This is a genomic window from Paraburkholderia sp. BGA-UO-ETr-F12, from assembly GCF_059567945.1.
On sequence record NZ_JCAQOZ010000051.1, the window covers coordinates 1 to 26,993 of the forward strand.

General features: G+C 62.7%; 24 protein-coding genes. 16 read left to right on the top strand and 8 right to left on the bottom strand.

The window, feature by feature from the left end; translation table 11 throughout:
* The first annotated feature begins 137 nt into the window (after positions 1-137).
* The gene (locus tag AC57B6_RS22145) at positions 138-536 is read left to right on the top strand and encodes an integrase core domain-containing protein (RefSeq protein ID WP_496422113.1); all 399 of its coding nucleotides are present in this window, start codon (positions 138-140) and stop codon (positions 534-536) included.
* Between the two features lie 197 nt (positions 537-733).
* Here the strand turns inward: AC57B6_RS22145 and AC57B6_RS22150 are convergent, their stop codons facing one another.
* Positions 734-1,459: a GntR family transcriptional regulator gene (locus AC57B6_RS22150; RefSeq protein WP_030102283.1), complete on the bottom strand. Its 726-nt coding sequence runs from the start codon at positions 1,457-1,459 to the stop codon at positions 734-736.
* 162 nt (positions 1,460-1,621) lie between these two features.
* On the opposite strand from AC57B6_RS22150, the gene AC57B6_RS22155 reads away from it, so the two are divergent.
* From AC57B6_RS22155 to AC57B6_RS22170, 4 genes are all read left to right on the top strand, one after another.
* Positions 1,622-2,842, top strand: a complete 1,221-nt coding sequence (locus AC57B6_RS22155) for a pyridoxal-phosphate-dependent aminotransferase family protein (protein WP_030102282.1) — start codon at positions 1,622-1,624, stop codon at positions 2,840-2,842.
* 199 nt (positions 2,843-3,041) lie between these two features.
* A complete protein-coding gene (locus AC57B6_RS22160; RefSeq protein WP_028196019.1) occupies positions 3,042-4,328 on the top strand; it encodes an MFS transporter in 1,287 nt (428 codons plus the stop codon).
* 37 nt (positions 4,329-4,365) lie between these two features.
* The gene (locus tag AC57B6_RS22165) at positions 4,366-5,115 is read left to right on the top strand and encodes a 2-keto-4-pentenoate hydratase (RefSeq protein WP_030102281.1); all 750 of its coding nucleotides are present in this window, start codon (positions 4,366-4,368) and stop codon (positions 5,113-5,115) included.
* A gap of 24 nt (positions 5,116-5,139) precedes the next feature.
* Complete coding sequence (locus tag AC57B6_RS22170) at positions 5,140-8,160, top strand: FAD-binding and (Fe-S)-binding domain-containing protein (protein ID WP_496422114.1); 3,021 nt, start codon at positions 5,140-5,142, stop codon at positions 8,158-8,160.
* 13 nt (positions 8,161-8,173) lie between these two features.
* Here the strand turns inward: AC57B6_RS22170 and AC57B6_RS22175 are convergent, their stop codons facing one another.
* Positions 8,174-9,094, bottom strand: coding sequence for an AraC family transcriptional regulator (locus AC57B6_RS22175; RefSeq protein ID WP_028196022.1), 921 nt, complete (start codon positions 9,092-9,094; stop codon positions 8,174-8,176).
* Between the two features lie 162 nt (positions 9,095-9,256).
* Here AC57B6_RS22175 and AC57B6_RS22180 point away from each other — a divergent pair, with 162 nt between their 5' ends.
* Positions 9,257-10,156 (top strand): DMT family transporter, encoded by a 900-nt coding sequence (locus tag AC57B6_RS22180; protein ID WP_496422115.1) that lies wholly within the window; start codon positions 9,257-9,259, stop codon positions 10,154-10,156.
* Between the two features lie 25 nt (positions 10,157-10,181).
* Here the strand turns inward: AC57B6_RS22180 and AC57B6_RS22185 are convergent, their stop codons facing one another.
* On the bottom strand, positions 10,182-11,099 hold the full coding sequence (locus AC57B6_RS22185; protein WP_496422116.1) for a LysR substrate-binding domain-containing protein: 918 nt from the start codon (positions 11,097-11,099) through the stop codon (positions 10,182-10,184).
* Between the two features lie 231 nt (positions 11,100-11,330).
* Here AC57B6_RS22185 and AC57B6_RS22190 point away from each other — a divergent pair, with 231 nt between their 5' ends.
* The 7 genes from AC57B6_RS22190 (at position 11,331) to AC57B6_RS22220 (ending at position 18,987) form a co-directional block, all read left to right on the top strand.
* Complete coding sequence (locus AC57B6_RS22190; RefSeq protein WP_454808425.1) at positions 11,331-12,659, top strand: MFS transporter; 1,329 nt, start codon at positions 11,331-11,333, stop codon at positions 12,657-12,659.
* 120 nt (positions 12,660-12,779) lie between these two features.
* The gene (locus tag AC57B6_RS22195) at positions 12,780-14,039 is read left to right on the top strand and encodes a CaiB/BaiF CoA transferase family protein (RefSeq protein ID WP_496422117.1); all 1,260 of its coding nucleotides are present in this window, start codon (positions 12,780-12,782) and stop codon (positions 14,037-14,039) included.
* Positions 14,040-14,079: 40 nt separating this feature from the next.
* Positions 14,080-14,880: a methylmalonyl-CoA decarboxylase gene (scpB, locus tag AC57B6_RS22200; RefSeq protein ID WP_496422118.1), complete on the top strand. Its 801-nt coding sequence runs from the start codon at positions 14,080-14,082 to the stop codon at positions 14,878-14,880.
* 630 nt (positions 14,881-15,510) lie between these two features.
* A complete protein-coding gene (locus AC57B6_RS22205) occupies positions 15,511-16,227 on the top strand; it encodes an ABC transporter permease (protein WP_046572056.1) in 717 nt (238 codons plus the stop codon).
* The gene (locus tag AC57B6_RS22210; RefSeq protein WP_454808424.1) at positions 16,224-17,120 is read left to right on the top strand and encodes a glycine betaine ABC transporter substrate-binding protein; all 897 of its coding nucleotides are present in this window, start codon (positions 16,224-16,226) and stop codon (positions 17,118-17,120) included. The genes AC57B6_RS22205 and AC57B6_RS22210 overlap by 4 nt, the downstream gene beginning before the upstream one ends.
* A 14-nt stretch (positions 17,121-17,134) precedes the next feature.
* Positions 17,135-17,788, top strand: a complete 654-nt coding sequence (locus AC57B6_RS22215) for an ABC transporter permease (protein ID WP_028196030.1) — start codon at positions 17,135-17,137, stop codon at positions 17,786-17,788.
* Complete coding sequence (locus AC57B6_RS22220) at positions 17,785-18,987, top strand: osmoprotectant ABC transporter ATP-binding protein OsmV (protein ID WP_028196031.1); 1,203 nt, start codon at positions 17,785-17,787, stop codon at positions 18,985-18,987. Before AC57B6_RS22215 ends, AC57B6_RS22220 begins: the two co-directional genes overlap by 4 nt.
* A 105-nt stretch (positions 18,988-19,092) precedes the next feature.
* Here the strand turns inward: AC57B6_RS22220 and AC57B6_RS22225 are convergent, their stop codons facing one another.
* A complete protein-coding gene (locus AC57B6_RS22225; protein WP_081833023.1) occupies positions 19,093-20,088 on the bottom strand; it encodes a LysR family transcriptional regulator in 996 nt (331 codons plus the stop codon).
* Positions 20,085-21,521 carry an MFS transporter gene (locus tag AC57B6_RS22230; RefSeq protein WP_496422119.1) on the bottom strand — a complete coding sequence of 479 codons (1,437 nt, stop codon included), beginning with the start codon at positions 21,519-21,521 and terminating at the stop codon, positions 20,085-20,087. The genes AC57B6_RS22225 and AC57B6_RS22230 overlap by 4 nt, the downstream gene beginning before the upstream one ends.
* 65 nt (positions 21,522-21,586) lie before the next feature.
* Here AC57B6_RS22230 and AC57B6_RS22235 point away from each other — a divergent pair, with 65 nt between their 5' ends.
* From AC57B6_RS22235 to AC57B6_RS22245, 3 genes are all read left to right on the top strand, one after another.
* Positions 21,587-22,273: a helix-turn-helix transcriptional regulator gene (locus AC57B6_RS22235; RefSeq protein ID WP_496422120.1), complete on the top strand. Its 687-nt coding sequence runs from the start codon at positions 21,587-21,589 to the stop codon at positions 22,271-22,273.
* A gap of 136 nt (positions 22,274-22,409) precedes the next feature.
* On the top strand, positions 22,410-22,667 hold the full coding sequence (locus AC57B6_RS22240) for a hypothetical protein (RefSeq protein ID WP_028196034.1): 258 nt from the start codon (positions 22,410-22,412) through the stop codon (positions 22,665-22,667).
* A gap of 95 nt (positions 22,668-22,762) precedes the next feature.
* Complete coding sequence (locus AC57B6_RS22245) at positions 22,763-23,362, top strand: LysE family translocator (protein WP_028196035.1); 600 nt, start codon at positions 22,763-22,765, stop codon at positions 23,360-23,362.
* A gap of 33 nt (positions 23,363-23,395) precedes the next feature.
* Here AC57B6_RS22245 and AC57B6_RS22250 read toward each other — a convergent pair whose 3' ends face one another.
* The 3 genes from AC57B6_RS22250 to AC57B6_RS22260 form a co-directional block, all read right to left on the bottom strand.
* Positions 23,396-24,619 (bottom strand): winged helix-turn-helix domain-containing protein, encoded by a 1,224-nt coding sequence (locus AC57B6_RS22250; RefSeq protein ID WP_496422121.1) that lies wholly within the window; start codon positions 24,617-24,619, stop codon positions 23,396-23,398.
* Positions 24,620-24,820: 201 nt separating this feature from the next.
* Positions 24,821-25,108 (bottom strand): hypothetical protein, encoded by a 288-nt coding sequence (locus AC57B6_RS22255; protein ID WP_496422122.1) that lies wholly within the window; start codon positions 25,106-25,108, stop codon positions 24,821-24,823.
* A gap of 172 nt (positions 25,109-25,280) precedes the next feature.
* Positions 25,281-26,993 (bottom strand): FAD-dependent oxidoreductase, encoded by a 1,713-nt coding sequence (locus tag AC57B6_RS22260; RefSeq protein ID WP_406869037.1) that lies wholly within the window; start codon positions 26,991-26,993, stop codon positions 25,281-25,283.

Sequence of the window (26,993 nt, forward strand, 5' to 3'; positions counted from 1 at the left end):
GACATGCAGCTCACGACTGGAAGACGGCCATGAACCAATTCGCTATCCTCTATCAGGATCGCTTCATCAGATCACCCGTGTAATTCTCCAAACGCCTTAAACACGGAAATTCTGACACCCCCACGATGCGCGCGGCCATGATTGATCTGGGGGTCGAGCCATCGTTCAGCCGGCCACGCGTCAGTAACGACAACGCCTTTGCTGAGTCGCTGTTCCGTACGGCGAAGTACTGTCCGTTATGGCCTGAGAAACCGTTCGATACGCTGGAGGCAGCCCGGGAATGGGTGCAGCGCTTCGTGCAGTGGTTCAACGAGGAGCACTGTCACAGCGCATTGAAATATGTCAGCCCGGGACAACGGCACCGAGGTGAAGCCAACGACCTTCTGGCTAGACGGCGTGCGCTATACCAGAGCGCACGCATGCAAAATCCTGCCCGATGGTCGGGCGCCATCCGCAACTGGCACCTGGCAGACAAAGTCCATCTGAATCCGGAGCGCACCCTGGCATCGGCTCACAGATACAAGCAGGCAGCGTAACGGTTCAGACGACAACTACCTTGACACACACCGCAGGCAAAGAAAAGTAGGTGCTGCCCCGCACAGGGGCAACGCTAATAGACCACTAACAATTCAAGGAAAGGCCAAAAGACCAACGAGAGCAACGCCAAACAGACCACGAACCCAGCGGGGCAACGCCCAAAAATCCAGATCAACAACAAACCCGCCGGGCAGGCTCAAGCCTTCAACACCGAAGCCGCCACCTCCTCCCTCGATTGCACCTGCAAAACCGCATCCCTCTTATCCAGCAAATGCTGCCGAAGAATCGCGCTCAACTTCTTCCCATCCCGCGCTTCAAGCGCCTTCAACATCTCATCATGATCATGAATCGCGCTATCCCACTTAGGGATCTGAAAATTCGACCGAAACCGCAACGCCTGCAAGCGCCGATTCACAGCAACATAAGTCTGCCGCAGTGCTGAATTCCTCGCCGCTTCATTGATCTTGTCGTGAATCGCCTGGTTGCGGCTGTAGTACCCAGCCAGATCGTTCTGCGTCCGGCAAGCCAGCATCGCGTAGTGCAGCGCCTTGATCTCAGCAAGCTCCGCAGCCGTCATCCGCTCCGCCGCCAGTTCGCCGGAAAAAGCCTCCAGACCACTCATCAACTCAAAGGTCTCGCGCAACTCCGCTTCCGACATCTTCGACACCGACGCACCGCGGTTCGGCGAAATCTCGATCAGCCCTTCGGCGGCGAGCACCTTCAACGCCTCCCGCAACGGCGTGCGCGAAATCCCCAGCGTCTCGCATAACTCGCGCTCGTTCAGTTTCTTGCCCGGCTCCAGCACCCCCTCGACGATAAAACGGCGAATGTGCTCCACCACCGTGTCGTGCAAGCGCTGACGCTCAACCTTCGGCATCAGCGGGGACGCGGCCACACCCGCATCGAAATCCGAATTTTGCATACAAAAATCCTCAACATCGTGTTAGGCAGGATTTTAGCGGAAGCATCCAGATTAGTTAATAGCGCGGGTAAACACCGGTATCGACAGGCAATTTTCGCCTTGGATCCGTCACGGATCGTCTGATATAGTTTTTTGCATGCAAAATTCAATCGGAGGAGCCCAATGCTCAAGTTAGACTTTCACCCCGCTGGCCGTCACTTCCTGCAGATCCCGGGTCCGAGCCCGGTGCCCGATCGCATTCTCCGTGCGATGAGCTACCCGACCATCGATCATCGCGGCCCCGAGTTCGGCGAACTTGGTCTGAAGGTGCTCGAAGGCATCAAGAAAATCTTCAAGACGCAACACCCGGTGGTGATCTATCCGGCTTCCGGTACGGGCGCTTGGGAAGCGGCGCTGTCGAATACGCTCAGCCCCGGCGACAACGTGTTGATGTTCGAGACCGGTCACTTCGCCACGCTGTGGAAAAAGATGGCGGAAAGCCTCGGGCTGAAACCGGAGTTCCTCGGTCTGCCTGGCATCGAAGGCTGGCGTCGTGGTGTGCAACCGAACATGATCGAAGAGCGCCTGCGCGCCGACACGCAACACGCGATCAAGGCAGTGTGCGTCGTCCATAACGAAACCTCCACGGGCGTCACCTCGGATATCGCCGCCGTGCGCCGCGCAATCGACGCCGCCGGCCATCCGGCGCTGCTGCTGGTCGACACGATCTCGGGTCTCGCCTGCGCCGACTATCGCCATGACGAATGGGGCGTCGACGTCACCGTGTCGGGCTCGCAAAAGGGTTTGATGCTGCCGCCGGGCATCAGCTTCAACGCGATCTCGCCGAAGGCGGTGGCCGCCAGCAAGCAGGCCAGATTGCCGCGCAGCTTCTGGGACTGGACCGACATCGTCGAGATGAACAAGACCGGCTACTGGCCGTACACGCCGAACACGAACCTGCTGTACGGGCTCAACGAGGCGCTGGAGATGATTCTCGGCGAAGGGCTCGATAACGTGTTCGCCCGTCATGAGCGTCTCGCCGAAGCCACCCGCCGCGCGGTTCGCGCGTGGGGTCTGGAGATTCAGTGCGCGGACCCCGCCGTGTATAGCCCGGTGCTGACCGGCGTGATGATGCCGGATGGCATCGATGCCGACGCGGTGCGCAAGGTCATCTACGAACGCTTCGACATGTCGCTCGGTACCGGTCTCGGCAAGATGAAAGGCCGCATGTTCCGCATCGGCCATCTGGGCGACTGCAACGACCTGATGCTGCTGGCAACACTGGCCGGTTGCGAAATGGGTCTGCGGCTCGCGGGCGTACCGCTCAAGGAAAGCGGCTTGCCTGCCGCTATGGAGTGGTTGAGCCAGCCGACTCAGGCCTCGGGACTGAAAGCCGCAGCGTAAGCACCTTAAGCACCTGAGCACCTGAGCACTCAGGCGCTTCTCGCAGCAGGGGAGGGCGGGAGCACTTCCCTCACGAAGCCGCGCATAGAACGCGGCTCATGAACAACAGGCGATGTTCCCGCGGCGCAGGTCGCTGACGGGCGACGATGCAGCGCGCCATTCCAGGCGCGCCGTCGACAGACTGCAATGGAGAGAGACGATGAAGCGGTTTCGTGTGAGCAGTGCGACCAGTATCGTTATAGTGATGCTCTGCATCATGTACTTCATCACCTACCTTGACCGCGTCAACGTCAGCACCGCGGCGGCAGGTTTTGGCAAGGAATTTGGCCTGTCCCATACTGAGGTGGGCCTCGTGTTTTCCGCTTTCGCTTACCCGTATCTGATTTTTCAGATCATCGGTGGCTGGGTCAGCGACCGCTTCGGCGCGAAACGCACGCTGATCTTCTGCGGCGCCATCTGGGGTGTCGCGACGCTGCTGACCGGTCTCGCGGGCGGCCTGGTCTCGTTGCTGGCCGCACGCGTGCTGCTCGGTTTCGGCGAAGGCGCCACGTTTCCCGCCGCGACCTCGGCCATGGCGCGTTGGGTCGCGAAAGAAAAACGCGGGTTTGCGCAGGGCATCACTCACGCGGCGTCGCGTATCGGCAATGCGGTGGCACCGGGCTTGATCGTGCTGGTGATGGCCACATGGGGCTGGCGCGAATCGTTCTATATCTGCGGCGTGTTCAGCTTGCTGTGGGTCGCGGTGTGGGCGTTCACGTTCACCGAACATCCGAAAGATCATCCGCGCATCACGGCTGAGGAACTCGAAGTCTTGCCCGCGCCGAAACCGAAAGCGGCCGGCGTGCCGTGGGGCAAACTGTTTCGCCGCATGTGGCCGGTCACGATCGTGTACTTCTGCTATGGCTGGACCTTGTGGCTGTTCCTTAGCTGGATTCCGCAGTACTTCCTGCACAGCTATCACCTGCAACTGCAAAAGTCGGCGATCTTCGCCTCGGTCGTGTTCTTTGCCGGCGTGCTCGGCGATACGCTCGGCGGCATTGTGACCGACTGGATCTTCACACGTACCCGCAGCCTGAAGCGTGCGCGCAGCTGGATGGTGTCGGTGTGCATGTTCTTTTGTCTTCTCTCGCTGATTCCGCTGATGTTCACGCATCACCTGTATGTGTCGATGGCGTGCCTTGCGTCGGGCTTCTTCTTCGCCGAAATGACGATTGGTCCCATGTGGGCGATTCCGATGGATATCGCGCCGGAATACTCAGGCACCGCGAGCGGCATGATGAACACCGGCTCGGCTTTTGCCGCGATCGTCTCGCCGGTGGTTGGCGGATTCCTGATCGACTACTTCGGCAGCTGGGAGTTGCCGTTCGTCGGCAGCATGCTGTTGATGGCGCTCGGCGTGGTGCTCGCGTTCCGCATGCAGCCGGAAAGCAAGTTTGACCTCAATGCGGCCGACAAAGCGCATGCGACTACCGGCGTGGGCGCATAAGCAGGCAGCACCGTTCCTTCTTTTCGCCTTGAAAGCAATGACAACATCACTGAGTCAACGTCTCGCCGACGCGCGCCGCCATCACCTGACGCTCGATGCGTTGCCGGCGGAGCAGATTCCAGCAGACGGCGCCGCCGCCTACGCGATCCAGCACGACATTCTGCGCGCGCTGGATGCGCCGATCGGCGGCTGGAAGATCGGCGCGAAGTCCGACAGCGGCCCGATCCAGGGCGCACCGCTGCCGGCGAGCGATCTGCACGCCGACGGCGCACGCTTGTCGCGCAAAACCTTCACGCCACTGGGACTCGAACTGGAGATCGCATTCCGCTTCGGCCGCCGTTTCGAGCCATCAGCCACGTCTTATAGCGAAGCCGACGTGCTGGGCGGTATCGGCTCGATCGGCACGACCATCGAGATCGTGGCGAGCCGTTATGCCAACTGGCCCGACGTCGACAGGCTCGCCCAGCTTGCTGACTTGCAGAATCACGGCGCGCTGATCGTCGGCGAATTCACGCCGTATCGCGAGGATTTTCCGTTTTTGTCCCCGTCGTTGCGGTTCAGCTTTGAAGGCCTCGACGTGGTCGAGACGACGCCCGCCAATCCGGCCGGCGATCCGCGACGCCTTCTGACATGGCTTGTCAATCACGCGACGTCGCGCGGCATTGCGATCACGCCGGAGATGATCGTCACGACCGGTTCGTATACCGGAATGTTTTTCCCGCAGAGCGCGGGCACGGCCAGCGGGCGCATTGAAGGGCTCGCGCCGATCAGCCTGACACTGTACTAGTCCGTTTTCTTCCAGGCCGACGATATGACGAACCCCACCTCCGCTTTGCTCGTCAAGCCGATCCATCTCGTGCCGTCCGCCGCGCGCCTGACGACGCCGCTCGCACAGCATCTGCGCAAGTCCTTGCGCGGCGACGTGTTATTCGATGCGGCGAGCCGCGGCCGTTATTCGACCGACGCGTCGATCTACCAGATCACGCCGATCGGCGTGGTGGTGCCGCGCGATCAGGACGACCTGCGGATCGCGTTGGAGATTGCGCGTAGCGAGAAAGTGCCGCTGCTCGCGCGCGGCGCGGGTACCAGCCAATGTGGCCAGACGGTCGGTGAAGCGCTGGTTATCGATACCAGCAAATGGTTGAACAACATCGTCGCGTTCGATGCCGACGCGCGTACCGTGACGGTAGAGCCGGGCGTCGTGCTGGACCACCTGAACGCATGGCTGAAACCGCACGGTCTATGGTTTCCCGTCGACGTCTCGACGGCGGCGCAATGCACGATCGGCGGCATGGCCGGCAACAACTCGTGCGGTTCGCGTTCGATCGAATACGGCAACATGGTGCACAACGTCGAGGCGATCGACGCGATTCTCGCCGACGGCAGTGAAGCACATTTCGCGTCATTGCTGCAGGCGCCGCAAGGCGCGCGCCTGCAGCAGATCGTGGAAGGCGTGAAGCGGATTGCCGAGCGCGAGCATGATGAAATCGTCGAGCGCATCCCGAAGGTGCTGCGGCGCGTATCCGGCTACAACATCGACCTGTTCGATTGCCAGAACCCGCGCGCTTATACCGACGACGGTATCGCCAATCTCGCGCATCTGCTGATCGGTTCGGAAGGCACGCTGGCGTTCAGCCGGCAATTGACGCTGAAGCTCGCACCGCTGCCTCAGCATAAAACGCTGGGCGTGGTGAATTTCCCGACCTTCTGGCAAGCGATGGACCTCACGCAGCACATCGTCAAGCTGAAGCCGGTGGCCGTGGAGCTGGTCGATCGCACGATGATCGATCTGGCGATGAGCAATCCCGCTTTCCGGCCGGTGATCGAGAAGGCGCTGGTCGGCGAGCCGCAAGCGATCCTGCTGGTGGAATTCGCGGGCGAGAACGCGGATCAGCAGCTTGCGTCGCTCAAGCAACTCACCGAACTGATGGCCGATCTGGGCTTGCCCGATTCGGTTGTCGAGATGCCTGCCGCGAACGAACAGAAAGCGCTGTGGGAAGTCCGCAAGGCTGGGCTGAACATCATGATGAGCATGAAGGGCGACGGCAAGCCGGTCTCCTTCATCGAAGACTGCGCGGTTCCGCTCGAACATCTGGCGGAATATACGAGCCGCCTGACCGAGGTGTTCCATCGGCACGGGACAGAAGGCACGTGGTACGCGCATGCGAGCGTCGGCACGCTGCACGTGCGGCCGATTCTCGACATGCGGCGCGACGGGGCGCTCAAGATGCGCGCGATCGCCGAAGAAGCGGCCGCCCTGGTGCGTGAATACAAGGGCGCATATTCGGGTGAGCACGGCGACGGTTTGTGCCGCGGCGAATGGGTCGCATGGCAATACGGGCCGCGTCTGAACCAGGCGTTCACCGAGATCAAGGCGCTGTTCGATCCGGACAATCGTTTCAATCCCGACAAGATCGTGCGTCCGCCTAAGATGGACGATGCGCGCAATTTTCGCTTCGCGCCGGGCTACGCCGCGCGTCCGATCGAGACCGCGCTCGACTGGTCCGCCTGGAACGTCGAACGCGATCCGCTGACGGGGCAGGAGACCTTGCCGGGCAGCGGCAATGATTTGTCGGGCGGTCTCGCGAAGGCCGTCGAGATGTGCAACAACAACGGCCATTGCCGCAAGTTCGACGCGGGCACCATGTGCCCGAGTTATCGCGTGACGAAGGATGAGCAGCACGTGACGCGAGGACGTGCGAACACGTTGCGTCTGGCGATCTCCGGGCAACTCGGCGAAGCAGGACTTGCCAGCGACGATGTGAAGGACACGCTCGATCTGTGCGTCTCGTGCAAGGGCTGCAAGCGCGATTGCCCGACGGGCGTCGATATGGCGAAGTTCAAGATCGAGGCGCGGGCGGCGCGCGTCAAACGGCATGGACTGCGTCTGCGCGACAGGCTGGTGGCCTTCATGCCGCGCTATGCCGCAACGGCGAGCCGGGTGCCTGGATTGATGGCGTTGGCCGATAACGTGCCGGTGTTGTCGGCATGGTTCAAGCGGGCGGTAGGTTTTGCGCCGGAACGCACGCTGCCGCGTTTCAGGAAATCGTTTCTGGCGAGCGCGTTGGCGGCGAAGCCGCCTCGAGGCGGCGCGCTGAAAGAAGTGCTGCTCTTCGTCGATACGTTCAACAACAACATGGAGCCCGAGAACGCACGCGCCGCGCAACAGGTGCTGGAAGCCGCCGGCTACACGGTGCACTTCAATACGAGCCACGGCGAGCGGCCGGTGTGCTGCGGCCGGACCTTCCTCGCGGCCGGTCTGGTCGATGAAGCGAAGCAGGAAGCACGACGCATGCTCGATCTGTTCAAACCTTTTGTCGAGCGCGGCGTGCCGATTGTCGGATTGGAGCCGTCGTGTCTGCTGTCGTTGCGCGACGAGTTTCTGCACTACGGTTTCGGCGAAGAAGCACAACGGCTTTCGAAACAGGCGTTTCTGTTCGAAGAGTTTCTGGTGCGCGAGGAAAAGGCCGGACGCTTGCGACTCGCATTGAAGCCGTTGGCAAAGGAGCAGGCGCTCGTACATGGTCACTGCCACCAAAAGGCTTTCGATGCGTTCACACCCGTGCAAACCGTGCTGAAGTGGATTCCTGACCTGAAGGTGTCGACGGTGGAATCGTCGTGCTGCGGAATGGCGGGCAGCTTCGGCTACGAAGCCGAGCATTACGCGACATCGCAGGCAATGGCGGAACTCTCGCTACTGCCGGCGGTGCGCAAGATCGACGGCAATACGGTGATGGTCGCGGACGGCACGAGTTGCCGGCATCAGATTCACGACGGGGCGGGCGTCGACGCGATCCATGTTGCGCGTGTGCTGGCAATGGCTTTGCAGTGAGGGCGGTGAACCACTAGGCGGCGCCGACAACCTGTCGATATGCCGCCGGCGCCACGCCGACGCTTTCACGAAAGCGATGGCTGAAATGGCTGGCGTTGGCATAGCCGCATTGTTCGGCGACTTGTGCGAGCGGCAGCCTCGTGGTGCGCAGCAGCGTGCGGGCGCGTTCGAGCCGTTGCTGCGCGATCCAGGCGGCGGGCGGAAGTCCGAACGACGTGCGGAACATGCGCGCGAGATGGAACTCGGATAGTGCCGCCACACCGGCAAGCTCGCCGAGCGTGAGCGTTTGCGCGAGATGGTTCTCGATGTAATCGCGCAAGCGCCGCCGGGTCGCAACCGACAAACCGCCCTTCAGCGACGTGTCCGTGCGGCGCACGCCTTGTGCGCGCAGCAGCAGGCTCAAGACCTGATGCGCGGCCTCATTCGTCCGCAGCAGGCCGTCGGGATCCTGCCAGTCTTCGTTGGCGAGCGATTGACACAGGCTCGCGATGCGGGCGTCTTCGAAATAGGTGCGATCGGCCAGCGTCAGTTCGCGCGGCTCGCGATCGAGTTCCTGCACGGCGCGCTGCGTGAAGTGTTCAGGCAGGAAGTACAGATGCATGAAATGCATGTGACCGCGCACCCACCAGCGCGATTCATGGTCGCCCGGCAACGCGCAAAGCCGCGACGGCGCGCCGTAGCGCCCGGGCATCTTCTGCCGCTCGGTGCGATAGCCGCCGTCCAGATAGCACGACAGCGTGTGATGGCCGGGCCGCTCATAGATGGTCTCGGCTTCCTCGGTTTCGCGTGTCCAGAGCGCGATGGCAAGCCGGTCGCCCAGCCACGCGAAGCGTTCGAGATTCGCGTTGGCGCTCTGCAGCGTGTGACAAACCGACTGAAGGCCGAACGGCGTTTCAGTGGGTTCGATCACGGAGGCGGGCAGGGTGGTGTTCACGGAGAGGAGCGGGCTGCATTCGATGATAGGGTGAGCGGCCAGTATACGGCGAGCGGTCGCGGGCGGTGTATCACCCCGAAAAAGTGCGCAATCCTGGACAACTGCCTTTGCCGGCGCCGCAGCATAGTGGGACTCTCGCTTATTGCTGCCACAGGCTTCGTCATGAATTTTTTGCTCTATGCCGCCACCGTGCTGATCTGGGGCACCACGTGGATCGCGATCAAATGGCAATTGGGTTCGGTACCGCCGCCGGTGTCGATTGCGTGGCGGTTCTGGATTGCGGCACTGGTGCTATTCGCGCTGCTGCGCATCATGCGCCGGCCGATCTGGCCGCCGCGCGCCGCGTGGCGCTTTCTTGCCGCGCAAGGTCTGGCGCTCTTCTGCCTGAACTTTCTGTGCTTCTACTACGCGGAACAGGTGGTGCCGAGCGGCCTCGTCGCGGTGGTGTTTTCTACCGCGCCGCTGCTGAACTCGATCAACGGCCGGCTGTTCATGGGCCGTCCTTTGCAGCCGTCGGCGATTGCGGGGGCGGCATTGGGGCTGGTCGGCATCGTCTGCCTGTTCGTCCAGCAGATGGCCGGGCACCTGGGCGACCACGCGGTGTGGCTAGGGCTCGCTATCGCGTTCCTTGGCACCTTGTGCTTTTCGGCCGGCAATCTGCTGTCGAGCCGGATGCAATCGATGGGCTTGCACCCGTTCGCCACCAATAGCTGGGCCATGCTGATCGGCGCGAGCATCCTGACGGTGGGAAGCGTGCTGGCCGGTTTCTCGTTCTCTATCGAGCCTGACGTGCGTTATCTCGGCGCGCTCGCCTATCTGGCGATCTTCGGCTCGGTGATCGGTTTTACGGCGTACCTGATGCTGGTTGGACGCATGGGACCGGAGCGGGCCGCTTACTGCACCGTGCTGTTTCCAATTGTCGCGCTTGCCGTCTCGACGATATTCGAGGGCTACCAATGGTCCGCGTTGGCGGTGCTCGGGCTCCTGCTGGTGGTGGCCGGGAATCTGATGGCATTCGATCTCACGCGGCGGCTCTTCGTGCGGCGCGTGAGCGCGTCCTGAGCGCACCGCGCTTCGGCGCCGTGCCTTAATCCGCCGCGGCCCACTCCGGCCGCTTGCCAAGGCTGTCGAACAGTTCGAGTATCGTCGCCTTGACCTTCTGCACGGCATTGCTCAGCAACGCCGTGTCGTGCCAGCAGAGCGACAGCTCGCGCGAGAAAAGCGGGTGATCGACCTTGGCAAGCTTGAGCTTGTGCTCGTCGAGTTCAACGTGCGCGGCCGTCCACGGCAGGATCGTCACACCTAACTTTGCCATCACCGCGGCGAACAACAGCGCGGTGGAACTAGCCTCGAACAGAATCTCGCACGGCAGCCCGGCCTCGCGCAGCGCCCACTCGACGCGGCTGCGAATCGTATTCGGCGCGCTGGGCAGGATCAGAGGCATACGCCCGAGTTCGGCGATCGACACCGACTCGTGTGGCATCTGAAACTCCGGCCACGCGATCAGATAGAGCACCTCGGTGAGCAGCTTCTGCGCGGCGACCCCGCGCGTTTCGACTGCGTCTACCACCACAGCCAGTTCCACCCTGCCGCTGCCGATCAGACTGCCGAGTTCCGCGCTCGGCGCTTCGAGCAGTTCCAGCGCGATGCCTGGGAAGCGGTCGCGAATCGTGCGTGCAAGCGGGATCGCCACCATCCGCGCCGTGCTCGACGGCATGGCAACCGACACTTTGCCCTGCGGCAGCTCCGCGTCCTGCCGTAGCAACTCGCGCGTGCTGTCGGCCTGGCGCAGCAACTCGATCGCGTGACGGTACAGCGTTTGCCCGGCCGCGGTGGGCGCCACGCCCTGCACGCTGCGCTCGAGCAACTGCATCCCCAGATTGCGTTCCAGATTACGCATCTGCTGGCTGATCGCGGGCTGGGCGATATGCAGGGCCTCGCTCGCGCGCGTGACATTGCCGAACTCCACCACTTTGACGAAATACCGTAGCTGCCGCAGGTCCATGCTCGTCGCTCGCTCCTTGATCCCATAACAAAATCCGATTGAGCTAGAGAAATATCATATTTTTAGATTATCGAGTGGGTTCTTATACTCGACTCACAAAAACCGAAGCGTGCCCAGCGTGAGCTGTCCGGCGCAGCTTCAAAACGGCCGGCGTCCGTCGGCGGCAACCATGTTGCATGAGGCCCGGGTAGCGCGCTAAAGCGCGAACTCTGGTCGACACAGGAGACAAGAATGGCTAAAGCGATCACCGCGTCGGCGCCCGGGCTCAAGGCCGGGCGCACGCCTCTCACCCGCGAGCAGATCGGCGGATTCTGGGCGGTTTACTCGGGATGGGTGCTGGACGGCGTGGATTCCGTGATCTACGCGCTGGTGCTGATTCCGGCGCTCACCGAGTTGCTGCCCAACTCCGGGATTGCCGCGACGCCGGGCAATCTGGGCATGTACGGCTCGATCCTGTTTGCGCTGTTTCTGATCGGCTGGGGGCTATCGTTCATCTGGGGGCCGCTCGCCGACCGTTTTGGCCGTGTCAAGACTTTGGCCGCGAGCATTCTGATCTATTCAGTGTTCACCGGCGCCGCGGCATTCGCGCACAACGTCTGGGAATTGGCCGCCTTCCGACTGATTGCCGGTATCGGCGTGGGTGGCGAGTGGGCGCTGGCGGGGACTTATGTTGCCGAGAGTTGGCCGGAAGATCGCCGCAAGATGGGGGCGGGCTATTTGCAGACCGGTTACTACGTGGGGTTTTTCCTTGCTGCTTTGTTGAACTACACGGTCGGCGCGACGTATGGCTGGCGCGCGATGTTCCTGTGCGGTCTCGCTCCGGCGCTGCTGGCGATCTTCACGGTGCTCAGGGTGAAAGAGCCAGGGCAGTGGCGCAAGGCCACGCATGGAGTCGGTCAGACGAACGCCGCAGCCGCGCCGAAACGCCGGCCGCTGATGGAGATATTCGCACCCGCCTATCTACGTCGCACGTTGACGAGCGCGAGTCTCGTGGGCGTCGCGATCATTGGCTTGTGGGCCGGGTCGGTGTACGAAGCGAGCGCCGTCGTGACGCTGGCGACACGCGCCGGCATCGACCGCGTCGGCGCGGTGCATCTTGCTTCGATCGGCGCCGCGGTGTTGTCGGTCGGGACGATCCTCGGCTGCCTGGCAGCACCGTGGCTGGCGGAGCGGCTTGGGCGCCGCGTCGCGCTGGGGGTGTACTTCGCCGGCATGGCGGTGTCGATCGTGGTTGCTTTCGGCTGGATCTTCTATCTGCCGAACGGGCTCAACCCGTTCATGGTGTCGCTGCTGTTTCTTGGCTTCTTCGGCGGCAATTTCGCGATTTTCTCGCTGTGGCTGCCCGAGCAATACCCGACCCGGATACGCGCCACCGCGTTTGCCTTCAACGCGTCGGTGGGCCGCCTGCTCGGCGCCGGTGTGAACTTCCTGCTGGCTGCCGCGATTCATTGGCAAGGCTCGCTCGGGTTGCCGATTGCGTGGACCGCGGTGGCCTTTGGGATCGGCCTGCTGATCTTGCCGTTTGCTGTCGAGACCCGTCATCAGACGTTGCCGGAATAGCGCCTCGCCGAGCGCATCGATCGCGCTGCCTGCTCCGGTCTTTGGGTGTTGCAGTGCGGGCAGCGCGCAAGCGCGTCACACAGGTTATTCGCAGCCGTCATCAATTCGCTGGAGAACTGAATGCAAGCGTTACAAGGAATCAAGGTCGTCGAACTGAGCCGTGCGCTGTCGGGGCCGTTCTGCTCGATGGTGCTGGCCGATCTCGGCGCGGATGTCATCAAGGTCGAACCGGGTCCGGGCGGCGATATGAGCCGGACCTGGGGGCCATTCGACCGAGGTGTGAGTACCTACTATCTCTCCTGCAATCGTAACAAGCGCGGCGTGTGCATCGACTTTCGCAACCCCGAGGGACTGGCGGCGATTCATCGGCTGATCGACGATGCCGACGTCGTGATCGAGAACTTCAAGCCTGGCACCATCGACAGCATGGGGCTCGGTTACGACGTGCTCAGCGCGCGCAATCCGCGGCTGGTGATGGGCAGCATCAATGCATTTGGCGCGGATGGTCCGATGAGCGGCTGGCCCGGTTTCGACCAGATCGCGCAAGGGTATTCCGGCCTGATGAGCCTGACCGGTTTCGCCGATGGCGACCCCACGCGTACCGGCACCGCGATCGGCGATCTGAGTTCGGGCATGTGGCTCGCGATGGCGATCCTGTCCGCGTTGTTGGAGCGCGAGCGAACCGGGCGCGGCCAGCATGTGAGCACCTCGTTGCTTGCGAGTCTGGTGGGGCTTTTGAGCGTGCATGGGCAGCGCTACCTGAGCCTTGGCGACATTCCACGCCGCACCGGCAACGCGCATGCGGTGATCGCGCCCTATGGCGTGTTCGAAACCGCCGATGGCCCGCTCAACATCGCGCCGATTACGTCGGACATGTGGCTGCGCTTGTGCCAGTTGCTGGATTTACCCGCGTTGCCGGACGACTCCCGCTTCGCGACCAACGAAGCCCGCGTCGCGCATCGCGACGAATTGAAGGTGGCGCTGGAAACGCGTTTAAAGACGCGTAGCAAAAGGGAGTGGACCGAACTTTTCATCGGCGTGGGATTGCCGGCCGGCCCGATCAATACGTTAGACGAAGTATTCGCCGACCCTCAGGTGCAGCACTGCCGATTGGTGGAAACGGTCGAGCATCCGACACTCGGCGCGCTGCGCCAGGTCGTCACGCCGGTATCGGGTTCGACGATAACGGGTGAGGCTTCGCCTCACATCAGCCGGCATGCGCCGCCGGGTCTTGGCGAACATACTGTCGATGTATTGCGCGAAGCGGGCTTCGACGAGGTCTCGATCAAGGCATTGCTTGCCGCCCAAGCGGTGCATCAACAGGGCGAGTATCTGTCGAAGGAGAAGGCTACGGAGCGCGAGGCTGGCATTACCCAATGAGCAGGATGCAAATCTTGAAACATGCTGTAGAGGTCACACAATGAACACACCGAACGCGTTGCCGTTCACGGTAACAGTTGAGATAGCGGATGAACGGATCGCACGTTTAACGTTCAGCCATCCTACGCGCAGGAATGCGCTCAGCGCGGAGTTATTGCAGGCACTCGACTCGCACCTCTGCGAGCTTGCTGCGCGGCGAATTCCGGTCGTGATACTGGGCAGCGGCATCGGGCAGGACGTTTGGAGCGCGGGCCACGATCTTGGCGAGTTGATGCACGACCGCGATCCGATTGCGTACGGCAAGCCGTTGGAGCAGGTATTGCGCCGCGTGCGTGCGTACCCGGGCGTGGTGATCGCGATGGTATCGGGTTCCGCGTGGGGCGGCGCGGTCGATCTGGCGATGAGTTGCGACCTGGTCGTTGCCGATGGAAGCGCGCGCTTCGCGATGACGCCGGCGAACATTGGCTTGCCTTACACCACGAGCGGCCTGCTGCGATTCTTCAACAATGTGCCGATTCACGTGCTGAAGGAGATGTTCTTCAGCGCGCAGCCACTCGACGCAGCGCGTGCCGAGCGCTTCGGCGTAATCAACCGCCTGGTCGACAGCGACAAACTGGAAGCAACGGCGCTTGAAATGGCGCGGGGAATAGCGAGCAAAGCGCCGCTGGCGATCCAGGCGGTGAAGGAGCAACTGCGGATACTTGAGGACCTGCAACCCATGCCTGTGCAGGCGATGGAACAGATTGCCGAGCTTCGCCTGCAGGCCTGCGAGAGCGCGGATTTCAGCGAGGGACTGACCGCGTTTTCGGAGCGGCGGCCTCCGGTGTTTGGCGGCAAGTGAACCATGAGCCTGCCGGGGTGATGAATGCGTGCCGCACGCACCGGCAGGGTTCAAGGTGAGCGTTTTCGGGAGCGAAGAAAGACCCTGACGGTGAGCTTTTTCGGGGAAAAAAGGGCAGGCCCCCCGCACGGGGCAACGTTGATAGACCGCAAACAGAACGAGAAAAGGTGCCCCCAGTTCGCCTTGAAAGCAGCACCGTAAATGCTATGGATTAACCACATGGGTAGACGAAGCTGTCCAACATCCGTATAATCCCAGCATCCTAACCGTGAAATCCCGGCTACATAGCTAAAGTTAGAAGGGGTTGAGTGCACATTGGCAGTAAATCGCATTCAGCCTTGCAGATCAAAAACCAGCACCTAGGGGCTCTGCCCCGCCAAGCGGACAAGCTACCTGGCGTAGCTATCCGCATGATCGATGGATCTGGCACCAGTCTTCGCTGACTGGCAAGCCACCGAAGGCGAAAGCAAAACCACCGCCCTCGCGCCGAGGAAAAAACAGACTCCCCGGCACCACTCGGTTCAATTCGCGGCACTAGCCGCGTCCCGAACTTCCCATTCGCAGCGTCGTCACGACGCCTGTGCGGCGTGGCTATTTCCGCGCGTCGCTCGAACAAGGAGGCGCATCTTCATGATTCAACGTCCTGCCAGACTGATCGGCAGTCTTGTCGCCATCGGCATTGTCGTCGCGCTGCTGTGCCGCGCGATCGACCCCGGCGCATTGCACCAGTACGCACCCGATCTCGTCTACTACACGAAACGGCATCTGCTGCTGGTCGGTTACTCGATGGCGCTTGCACTGCTGATCGGTATCCCCTGTGGCGTGCTGCTCAGCCGGCCGTCGTTCGCGCGTCATGCCGAGCGTTTCATGCAGATCTTCAACATCGGCAACACGATCCCATCGTTGGCAGTGCTGGCGATCGCGCTCGGCATCTTCGGCATTGGCGATATACCTGCGTTGGTTGCGCTGTTTCTCGCGTCGTTGCTGCCGATCACCCGTAACGCTTACGAAGGCATGAAAAGCGTGTCGCCCGCCTTGCGTGAAGCAGCCCGAGGTCTCGGCATGACCGGCTGGCAATCGCTGCTGCGCGTGGAGTTACCCAACGCGATGCCGATCATCATCGGCGGCGTGCGCACGGCGCTTGCGATCAACGTGGGCAGCGCACCGCTCGCATATCTGATCGGCGCGGACAGCCTCGGCACGCTGATCTTCCCGGGCATCTATCTGAACAATCAGCAGCAGCTTTTGCTTGGTGCCGCGGCCACCGCGATTCTCGCGCTGGTGCTCGACGGCGTCGTCTCGGCCGGCAGCCGCTACCTGCTCGCACGACGCGGGGTGACGGCATGATGAATCTGTTCAAACGCTGCCGCTGGATCGCAGCCGGTGCGCTGCTCTTTACCAGCCTCCATGCAAGTGCGGCCACCCTGGTACTCGGCGGCAAGAACTTCACCGAGCAATACGTCCTGACCGAAATCACCTCGCAGTATCTGCGCTCGAAGGGCTACACGGTCGACGCCCGCACCGGTCTCGGCAGCACGCTGTTGCGCAGTGCGCAGGAGAACGGCCAGGTCGATATCACGTGGGAATACACCGGCACGGCCGCGATTGTGTACAACAAGATCACCGAGAAGCTCGATCCGAAGACGATGTACGAGCGCGTGAAAGCACTCGATGCAAAACGTGGCCTCGTCTGGCTCGACTGCTCCCCGTTGAACAACACCTACGCGCTTGGTTTACCGCAGCAGGTAGCGCAGCAAACCGGCATCCGCACGATTTCGCAACTCGCCGCGAAGATCGCCGCCGAGCCGAAGAAGAAGCACGTGTTCGCGATGGATGCGGAGTTCGCCAATCGTCCGGACGGTTTGAAGCCGCTCGAAGCCGCCTACGGTATGCAGTTCAGCCGCGCGGAAACGCGTCAGATGGATCCGGGCCTCGTCTATACGGCGTTGCATAACAACCAGGTGCCGATCGGTCTGATCTACACGACGGACGGCCGCGTGAAGGGCTTCAACATCGTGCCGCTCGAAGACGACCGCCACTATTTCCCCGCGTATAACGCCACGCCGGTGGTGCGCAAACCGATCCTCGACCAGAACCCGCAACTCGCCGCGCAGTTGAACGCGCTGTCCGACGCGCTGAACAACGACGCCATGCTGGAGATGAACAAGCAGGTCGACATCGACGGCAAGCCGGTGCGTGAAGTCGCAGCGGAGTTCCTGCGCACGCACAAGCTGCCCTGAGCGGAGACCTTGATATGACTGTATTCGACTACTTATCGGCCAACTGGCCGGAACTTCTGCAACTGACAGTCCAGCACATCTGGCTGGTGGGTATCGCGGTGGGATGCGCGATTATCGTCGGCGTACCCCTGGGTATCCTGATCAATCGGCATGAGTGGCTTGCCGCGCCGCTGCTGAGCGTTGCAACCGTGGTGCTGACCTTGCCGTCAATCGCGCTGTTCGGCTTGATGATTCCGGTGTTCTCGCGCTTCGGCCAGGGCATCGGCGCGGTACCCGCGATCACCGCCGTGTTCCTTTACTCGCTGTTGCCGATCATGCGTAACACTTACCTTGCGCTACGCAACGTCGACGCCGGCATCAAGGAAGCCGGTATCGGCATCGGCATGACGGATTGGCAACGCTTGCGGCTCGTCGATTTGCCGCTTGCGGTGCCGGTGATTCTCGGCGGCGTGCGCACAGCGGTGGTGATGAACATCGGCGTGATGACGATTGCCGCGGTGATCGGCGCGGGCGGCCTCGGCACGCTGATTATCCGCGCGATCGGCCAGAGCAACATGATGAAACTACTGGTAGGCGCGGTGCTCGTGAGCGTGCTCGCGATCGTCGCCGACTTGCTGCTGCAAGCGCTGCAACGCTTGCTGACACCGAAGGGAGTACAAAAGACATGATCGAACTCGACAAACTGACCAAGACGTTTACGCAGAAAGACGGCCAGCCGGTACGCGCCGTCGACTCGGTGAGCCTCACTGTCGGCGAAGGAGAAATCTGCGTGTTTCTCGGACCGTCGGGCTGCGGCAAGACCACCACGTTGAAGATGATCAACCGTCTGATTGCGCCGACCTCGGGCCGGGTGCTGATTAACGGCGAGGACACCTCGGCGTTGAACGAAGTGGAACTGCGCCGCCACATCGGCTATGTGATCCAGCAGATCGGCTTGTTCCCGAACATGACGATCGAAGAGAACATCACGGTCGTCCCGCGTCTGCTCGGCTGGGACAAGAAGCGCTGCCGCGAGCGCGCAACCGAGCTGATGTCGATGGTCGCACTCGATCCGAAGCAGTATCTGAAGCGCTATCCGCGCGAACTGTCGGGCGGGCAGCAGCAGCGGATCGGCGTGATTCGCGCGCTGGCTGCCGATCCGCCGGTGCTGTTGATGGACGAGCCGTTCGGCGCGGTCGACCCGATCAATCGCGAGTCGATCCAGAACGAGTTCTTCCAGATGCAGCGTCAGTTGAACAAGACGGTGATCATGGTGAGCCACGATATCGACGAAGCGATCAAGCTCGGTGATCGCGTCGCCGTGTTCCGCCGCGGGCAACTGGTGCAATACGATCATCCGGACACGCTGCTCGCGCACCCGCGCGATGAGTTTGTCGGCGCGTTTGTCGGTCAGGACAGCACGTTGAAACGCCTGCTGCTGGTCAAGGCCGGTGACGCCGCGACGCAGCCGGAAACTGCCCGTGCCGATATGCCGCTTACGCGCGCGTTCCAGATGATGGACGACAGCGATAGCCGCTACCTGACCATCGTCGACGACAACCAGCAGGCGCTCGGTTACGTGACGCGCCGTGCCGCGCGAGCAGGGCAGGGTGTGTGTGGCGAGCATCTGAGCGAGTTCAAGGCAACGGTGAGCGCCGACGAGCATCTGCGCATCGTGCTGTCGAAGATGTATCAGTTCAACTCGTCGTGGATGCCGGTGCTGGATGGCGACGGTCGTTACGTCGGCGAAGTCACGCAGGACTCGATCGCCGACTATCTGAGTTCAGGCCGCTCGCGCCGGCAGACCGGTCAGGCGGCGATCGTGTCGCCTGCCTTGGCTGCGGCGGAAGCGGCCGCTGCTCAAGTGGCGGCGTCAGAGCACAGTTGAGATTCGGAACCACGATGGGTTGAGCCGCCCCAAACCGGCGGTGCGAAGGTCGCGCAGGCGCGTTGAGGCGAGCATTGCCGGTGCTGCTTATGCCGCCAATGCGCCCTAACGCGATGCCGTATCGACGTCGTAACACCCCTGCTGCGCATCGAGTACGGGCCAGAACGGCGGTTCGGCTAGCGGTGGCGATGCCTTGACCGTCCCCGGCGCATTTTCAAAAATCTCGGCGAGCCAGTCGACAAACGCCCGCACGCGCGGCGAAATCTGCCGGCTTTTCACATACGTCACAGAGATGGGAATTGCTGTGGGCTTGCACTTCGGCAAGACCTCGAGCAACTGTCCGGATGCCAGATACGGCGCGACGGTGGCGCGCCCGGGTTGAATCAGCCCCAGGCCTTCAAGACCGCATGCGAGATAGGTGTGTTCATCGTTCACATGAATGAAGCTGTCGACCTTCACCTTGCTCGGCCGCCTTGCCACGCTGAACTCGAAATCCACACGCCGCCCGGTTTGCGTCGACAGCCAGTTCACCGCGACGTGACCCGAGAGGTCGTCGAGATGCCTCGGCTGGCCGAAGCGCGCCAGATAGGCCGGGCTCGCGCAGGTTACGCGTTCGAGCAACCCGAGGCGGCGCGCGAGCAGTCGGGAGTCGGGCAACTCCCCCAGTTCGATGCTGCAATCCACGCTTTCGCTGACGGGGTCGAGGGTACGCTGAATCACACTGAGCGCCAGCTCGACATGCGGATGCAGCGCACGGAACGAGGCCAGCGCGGGCACCACGATCGACGCGGCGATCATCCCCGGCATCGCCACGCGCAAGCGGCCGCGCAAATTCTCCGGACGGTTGAACAGGCCCGATTCGACTTCTTCAATCGCGGCGAGAATCTGCGCGCAGCGTTCGTAGTACGCGGCGCCTTCCGCGGTCACCGTGACCTTGCGCGTCGTGCGTACCAGCAATTGCACGCCGAGCAGGGACTCGAGCGCCTGCACGGTGGTTGTCGCGGTGGCGCGCGGAATTTCGAGGGATTCGGCGGCGCGCGTGAAACTGCTGGCGTCGACGATGCGCACGAAGATCCGCATGGCCTGGACTCGATCTATCACGATGCTTCTCCGGTAAGGCGCGCTTGCGGGCGTTGGTGGACCAGCCCGGCAGCGAGTAGAGGCGCGAACGCGAACGTCGCGAACAGCCAGAGCGCGGTGTGTTGCGCACCAGGCAGCGGGGCGAGGGTCGTCAGACCGGCGCCATTTGCGACGAGGCCCGCGAGCGCCGAGCCGAACGCCATCGCGAACAGTTGAATGGTGGTGATCGAGAGTGACGCGAGGTTCTCTTCGCCTGGCTGCGCGGCGGTAAATACCCGGGTGAGCAGATGCGGCCAGCCGATCCCGACACCCAGCCCGACGCTCATGAGCGCCGCGCACAAGGCGAGCGTGCCAGCCGAGCCGTCGAACAACCCGGCGATCGGCATCAGCCACGCGAGGGCGGCGAGTCCGAGTGCCGCGACCAGCGGACCGGCGCGGCTCAGGCGCTGCGCGGCGGTGGCGGAGCGGCCCGCGCTGAACATCGAACCGATCGACCAGCCGGCCGCCATCAACGCTGTCAGATAACCGGCGGCCAGCGGCGAACGTCCGTGGATCGTCTGCAGGAAATACGGCACGAAGATTTCACTCGTCACGCCGATACCGAGCAGACTCATGGAGGCGTAGATGCTGCCGATTCGCGTACGAATCGAGAACGAGCCGCTCGGCAGCAGACGCAGAGCGGCGCCGCTGCGTTCGAGTCTGGCGAGCAGCCACACGAGCCCTAGGCCGGCGATGACGCCGAGCGCGTTCCAACGCATGTCTTCGGTCAGGGCGGCGAGGGAAATCACCAGAACCGAAGCGCCGAGCAGGCTGACCTTCAGCAACGGAATCGGCTGCGCCGCCGCGTCGCCATGCGTGCGGTTGTCGTCGACCTCGCGATGCACGATCACGGCGAGCAGCAGCACAACCGGCAGCAATACCCAGAATGCCAGGCGCCAATCGCCGAGCTGCGCGAAGATGCCGCCGACCGCCGGACCGCACAAGGTCGCCACGCCCCACATGCCTGAGACCAACCCCATTGCTCGCGGCCACAGGCGCTCTTCGAACACCACGCGAATCAGCGCATAACTGAGGGCGAGCAGAATGCCGCCGCCGAGACCTTGCAGCGTGCGGCCGGCGAGCATCCAGGGCATTGACGGTGCAATCGCGCACACCACAGTGCCCAACGCGAATACCGCCAGCGCGCAAAAGTACGCGGAGCGTGCGCCGAGCACCGCGAGCAGGCGCACCGACAACACCGAGCCGAGAATCGACGCGACCACGAACAGCGTGGTGTTCCACGCGTACAGTTCGAGCCCGCCGATGTCATGCACGACCGAAGGCAGGATCGTGGTCGCCACATACACATTGGTGGCATGCAGCGCGACGCCGCCGGCGAGACCCAGTGCCTTCCAGCCGTTACTGCCGCTGAGCAGATCGCCCCAGGCCGGCACATCCGATTGCAGATTTTTCATATCATGGACAGCCGTGTGTGGCTGGCTTATTATGCAAGTATTGGCTTGGATAATAATGTGCCCCGATGAGATATGCAAATGAAAGCTTGGAAAATTCGACGGTCGGCGCGCAGGCCGTGTCAACGTCTGCGCCGGTGGATCGCATCCTGAATCTGTTGAAGACGCAGGGGCCTTTGTCGACGGCTTCGATTGCGAGCGAACTCGGCATCACCGTCGAGGCTGCGCGACAGCAGATCCAGAAGCTGCTGGCGCAAGGCCTGATCGAAGGGCGCCAGGCGTCGCAGGCGGGGCCGGGGCGGCCGAGTCAAAGCTGGGGTTTGACGGAAGCGGGCAACGCGCGCTTTCCGGACACGCATTCGCAATTGACTGTGCAATTGCTCGGTTCGATTCGCCAGTTATTCGGCGAAGACGGGCTCGACAAACTGATCGATCAGCGCGCAATGGAAGCGCGCGCGAACTATCTCGCCGCGCTCAAGCCGATCAAGAGTCTCAAGGCGCGGCTCACCCGGCTCGCGGAGTTGCGCAGCGCCGACGGCTATATGGCCGAATTGCAAAAAGACGGGCGCGACTGGCTGCTGCTCGAGAACCACTGTCCGATCTGCGCGGCGGCGCGCACCTGCCAGGGTTTTTGCCGCTCGGAGTTGCAACTGTTCGCGGAGATCGTCGGTGAGGATGGCGCGATCGAGCGCGAGGAGCATGTGCTTTTGGGCGCGCGTCGCTGTGCTTATCGCGTGAGGGTCAAGAGCAGATAAAGTTCGTGCCGCGAAGAATCGCTGATGTGAATCGTGCTGGGTCCGATCACGAATGGACGGCGGGGCACGATCGGTATATAACAACGTGAAAGGATGGTTTTATTCACCGATGCATTAAACGGAGCGATGTTTCATCATGACGCAAGACGTAACGCCTCAGCCTCCCCCGGGCGACCGGCCCGATCTGGAACACCTCGATGCGGCGCTCAGTCACGTGGATCAGCAGGTGTCGTCAGGCAGCATTGCTTCGGGTGCCGCGAAGGGCATTCTGTATAGCCTGATCGAAACGCTCGGCGCGTTCGTCGGCGATCCCGACCTGCCGGAGCACGCACGTTCGGGTTATCAGGGGCTGCTGGAAGCCGCCCGCGAATTGCGCGCCAAGCTGGAACGCTGAAGGCGGTGTGATTCGGATCGCAGGCGCCGCGTCATGTCGGCGGCGCTCCACTCTGTGATAAAAAGGCGCATTGTTTATAACATTGCGCCTTTTTTATGCTTTCCTCGTCTGAAATCGCGTTGCTGGCGCTCGGCATTATCGTCGTACTGGTTACGCCGGGCCCAACCAATACGCTGCTCGCTGCGGGCGGGTTGCGCCAGGGCATACAGCGCTCGTTGCCGCTGATCGCTGCCGAACTGGCCGGCTATCTCCTGTCGATTTCAGTGTGGGGACATTTTCTCGCGCAAGCCGCGCGCGCGTTGCCGTGGTTGCCGTCGCTGCTACGTGTGGCGGCCGGCGTGTACATAGCGTATCTCGCGGTCGATATGTGGCGCGCGGCGGTGGCGTTGCCTGACTCGACTCAGCGGGCGAGCGGGATGCGCACGCTGTTCGTGGCGACGCTACTCAACCCGAAAGGCCTGTTGTTCGCGGGCACGATCTTTCCGGCCATCGCGTTCGCGCAGGTTCCCGCGTATGCCGTGGCGATGCTGATGTTCGCCTGCCTGCTGGTGCCGATCGCATTTGTATGGATCGCGTTCGGTGCGGCGCTCGGCAGCGGCAAACTCACTTGGCTGAATCCGGTAAAGATGCAGCGTGGCGCGTCGATCGTGCTCGGCGTGTTTTCGTTGTCACTCGCGTGGGCGGCGCTGCATTAAGACCGCGGATGGTCGAGCGCGAGTGTCGCGCGATTACGCGTCCATCCTGCTGTCCGCGCTTAACGCGTCAAGCCATTCCGGCGGCGCCGAGGCGATTTCCAGTTGCGGTGTGCCGTGCCAGTCCGCACAGCGTTGCAGAGCCCGGCGCAGATCGCCCGCAAGCCTCGCGCTGAATCGCACGCCGGGTTCGATGTGCAGCGATTTCAGTTCGAACACGCCGTGGGTCCGATGCGCTTTCGCATCCACGCGGCCGACCAGGCGCCCCCGGCTCAAAAGCGGCAACACGAAGTAGCCGTATTTGCGCTTTGCCGCCGGTGTGTAGCATTCGATCGCATAGTCGAAGTCGAAGAGCGCGGCGGCGCGCTTGCGGTCCCATACCACCGGATCGAACGGTGACAGCACCGTGGTGACGGTTGACGCGAGCCTGCCGCTCGCCGCGTCGTCGATCATCGGCGCGAATTCATGATGGACGAAGGTGTCCTGCTTCCAGCCCTCCACTTGCACCGGAATCAACTCTCCCTGGTCGGCAAGCGCTCGCAGTTCGTCGCGATAGGGGCGGCGCGGCAGCCGGTAATAATCCGCGACCCAATCGGCACGCACGACGCCGAGCGCGCGGCAGGTACGGCGTAACGTTTGTGCAGTGACGGTTTCTCGCGGCGGCAGATCGCGCGCGTCGTCCCAATCCGGTAATACGCGTTCGGTCAGATCGTAGACGCGATGAAAATTGCGCCGCTCGGCCACCATCAGTTGCCCAATCGCGAACAGCACTTCCAGATGGCGTTTCTCCGGCTTCCAGTCCCACCAGCCGTTCCCCTTGCCTGCCTCGCGGACGAAGTCCGCTGACCGCACCGGGCCCGTCGCACGAATATGCGCCAGCAGTTTATCGATGTCCTTGCGATGCTTCTTGTGCCACTCGGCGGCGTACTTCCAACCCATGTCGCTCGGGTCGAGCATGCGGTGACGCAGCAGGCCGTAGTCTTCGGTCGGCACGAAACAGGCTTCATGCGACCAGTATTCGAACAGGTTGCCTTCGGCGAGATGTTCGTCGAGCCACTGCTGCGGATACGCGCCGAGCCGGCTGAACAGCACGAGATACGGACTGCGCGCGACCACGTGAATCGTGTCGATCTGCAATTGCGCCATGCGCCGGATGGCGTCGAGCACGTCAGCCTTGACGGCTTTGCGGCGCGGCGGTGTCAGCAAACCTTGCGCGGCCAGATGCAGGGTGCGCGCGGCGGATAGAGGAAGAGTCTTCACGCGAGCGTCGGTCACGGCCTGAATTACGGACTTGTTGAGTCACGAGTGTGGGCCACTCGTGACGGCGATGGGAACGGACGCGAGGTCCGGCCAGGATCAGCAGCCGCTACTGTAGCGCGATTACGCAAGACGAATCGGCGTGCGGCACGACCGGCGCATGGCGCGATGCAAGGCAACGCGGCCGACCGGACATGGCTGGTCTCACCGATGGTGCCGATCCCAGCCGCGGTGGCGGCCATGGTCATGGTGCCCACGATACCCGCGGTAGTAATCGCCCCGATACCCATAGCCGTACGCCGGCCGCACCGGCGCATAAATCACCGGCGGCGGCGCATACACAGGTGGGGGTGCATAAACCACGGGCGGCTGGGCGTACACGGGGCCCGGCGTGTTGACGAACACGCCGACGTCCACCCGCGCTAGGGCGGAGGTCGATACGCAGGCGGCGGCAAGGCCGAAGGCGGCGAAAACGATCGCGCGTTGGATCATGCTTGTCTCCTGTTCCGAAAGAGTCAGCCATTCACTGTCGAATAGCTGACGACAATCTTACGGAACAGAAAGCAAAGCAGGTGCAACCAGTTGAAGGCGTGTGTAACAGCAGATTACCCGGCGACCCGCCCAAGGCGGCCCGCCGGGTCTGCGCGTATTCCAGCGGGGGGTCTCAAGCCCCCAATGCGACCGCTTCTCCCGCCGACACGGCCAGCAGTTGATGGATCTGCGCAACCACCGCCGCGCCTTCGCCGACCGCCGCCGCGACGCGTTTCGTCGAGCCGGCGCGCGCGTCGCCGATCGCATAGACGCCATCGACGGTAGTCGCGAGATCGCACACGGATGCACCGTCCACGCTGGTGCCGGTTAGCACGAAGCCCTTGTCGTCCAGTGCCACGCCGCAGGTGCGCAGCCAGTCGGTATTCGGATCCGCGCCGGTGAAAAGGAACAGATGCCGCGTATCGAAGCTTTCGGTGCCGTCAGGCAGCGGCTTCTTCAGGACGACGGACGCGAGGCCGATTTCGTCCGCTTCAAGCCGGCCAATTTCCGAGTTCGGGTGCACGAATACATTCGGAAGAGAGCGGATCCGGTCGATCAGATAGCGCGACATAGTGGCTTCAAAGCCGCTGCGGCGGATCAGCACGTGAACCTTGGCCGCGTGTGTAGCCAGATAGACGATCGCCTGGCCCGCCGAGTTGCCGCCACCCACCAGTACGATCTCCTGGCGCTTGCACAGCTTGGCCTCGACCGGCGACGCCCAATAATAGACGCCGCGCCCATCGAAGCGGTCGAGCCCTTCCAGCGCCGGCCGCCGATAGACCGCGCCACTCGCGATCACAATCGTGCGGGAGGTGATCTGGCCGCCGCACTTGAGCTCCAGCCGGTAAGGCGACTCTCCGCAATGCAGCGCTTTTACGTGGACCGGAATCGCGACGTGCGCGCCGAATTTCTGCGCCTGCACGAAGGCGCGGCCGGCCAGCGCCTGGCCGGAAATGCCGGTCGGAAAGCCGAGATAGTTTTCGATCCGAGAGCTGGCGCCGGCCTGGCCGCCCGGGGCGCGGCTGTCGAGCACGATGACCGACAGGCCTTCGGAGGCCGCGTACACGGCCGTAGCAAGGCCCGCCGGTCCCGCGCCGACAATCGCGACGTCGTACACATGCGAATCGTCGAGATCGGGCAGCAAGCCGAGGCAGGTGGCGAGTTCCGGCATGCTGGGGTGACGCAGCACCGAGCCGTCCGGGCAGATCACCAGCGGCATGTCTTCCTGTTGCGCGGCGAATTGCTCGATCAGACGCAGCGCGTCTTCGTCGCGTTCGTCGATGACCGAGTGAGGATGACCGTTGCGCGACAGGAAGCCTTGCAACATCACAAGCCTCGAGTCCCGGCTATTGCCGATCAGGATCGGACCGCCCGCACCTTTTTCGATCAGCGACACGCGCCGCAGGATCAGCGCGCGCATGATGCGCTCGCCGAGTTCGGCCTCGGCGACAATCAGCGCGCGCAGCTTGACCGGCGGAATCAGCAGCGCGTCGACCGCGTCGACAGCCATGCCGTTCACAAGTGCGGGCCGCCCGGACAGTTGACCGACTTCAGCGAGAAAGTGCCCCGCGCCGTGTTCCGCAATCACGACCTCGCGCCCAATGCCGTCGCGCTGATAGATTTTGACGTGTCCTTTTAACACCACGAACATGCCGGGACCGGTATGGCCGGTTTCGAACAGCAACTCACCGGCTTCCCAGTGGCCCACTTCGCCGAACCGGCGCAGACGGTCGATTTCCGTGCACGTGAGTTCGGGGAACATCTGATGCATGCGCGTCGAGAGCGACGAAAACGGCGCGTCGGCGACGACGGCTTGTTGCCCTTCTGCTTCTTGAGTCGACAGCAT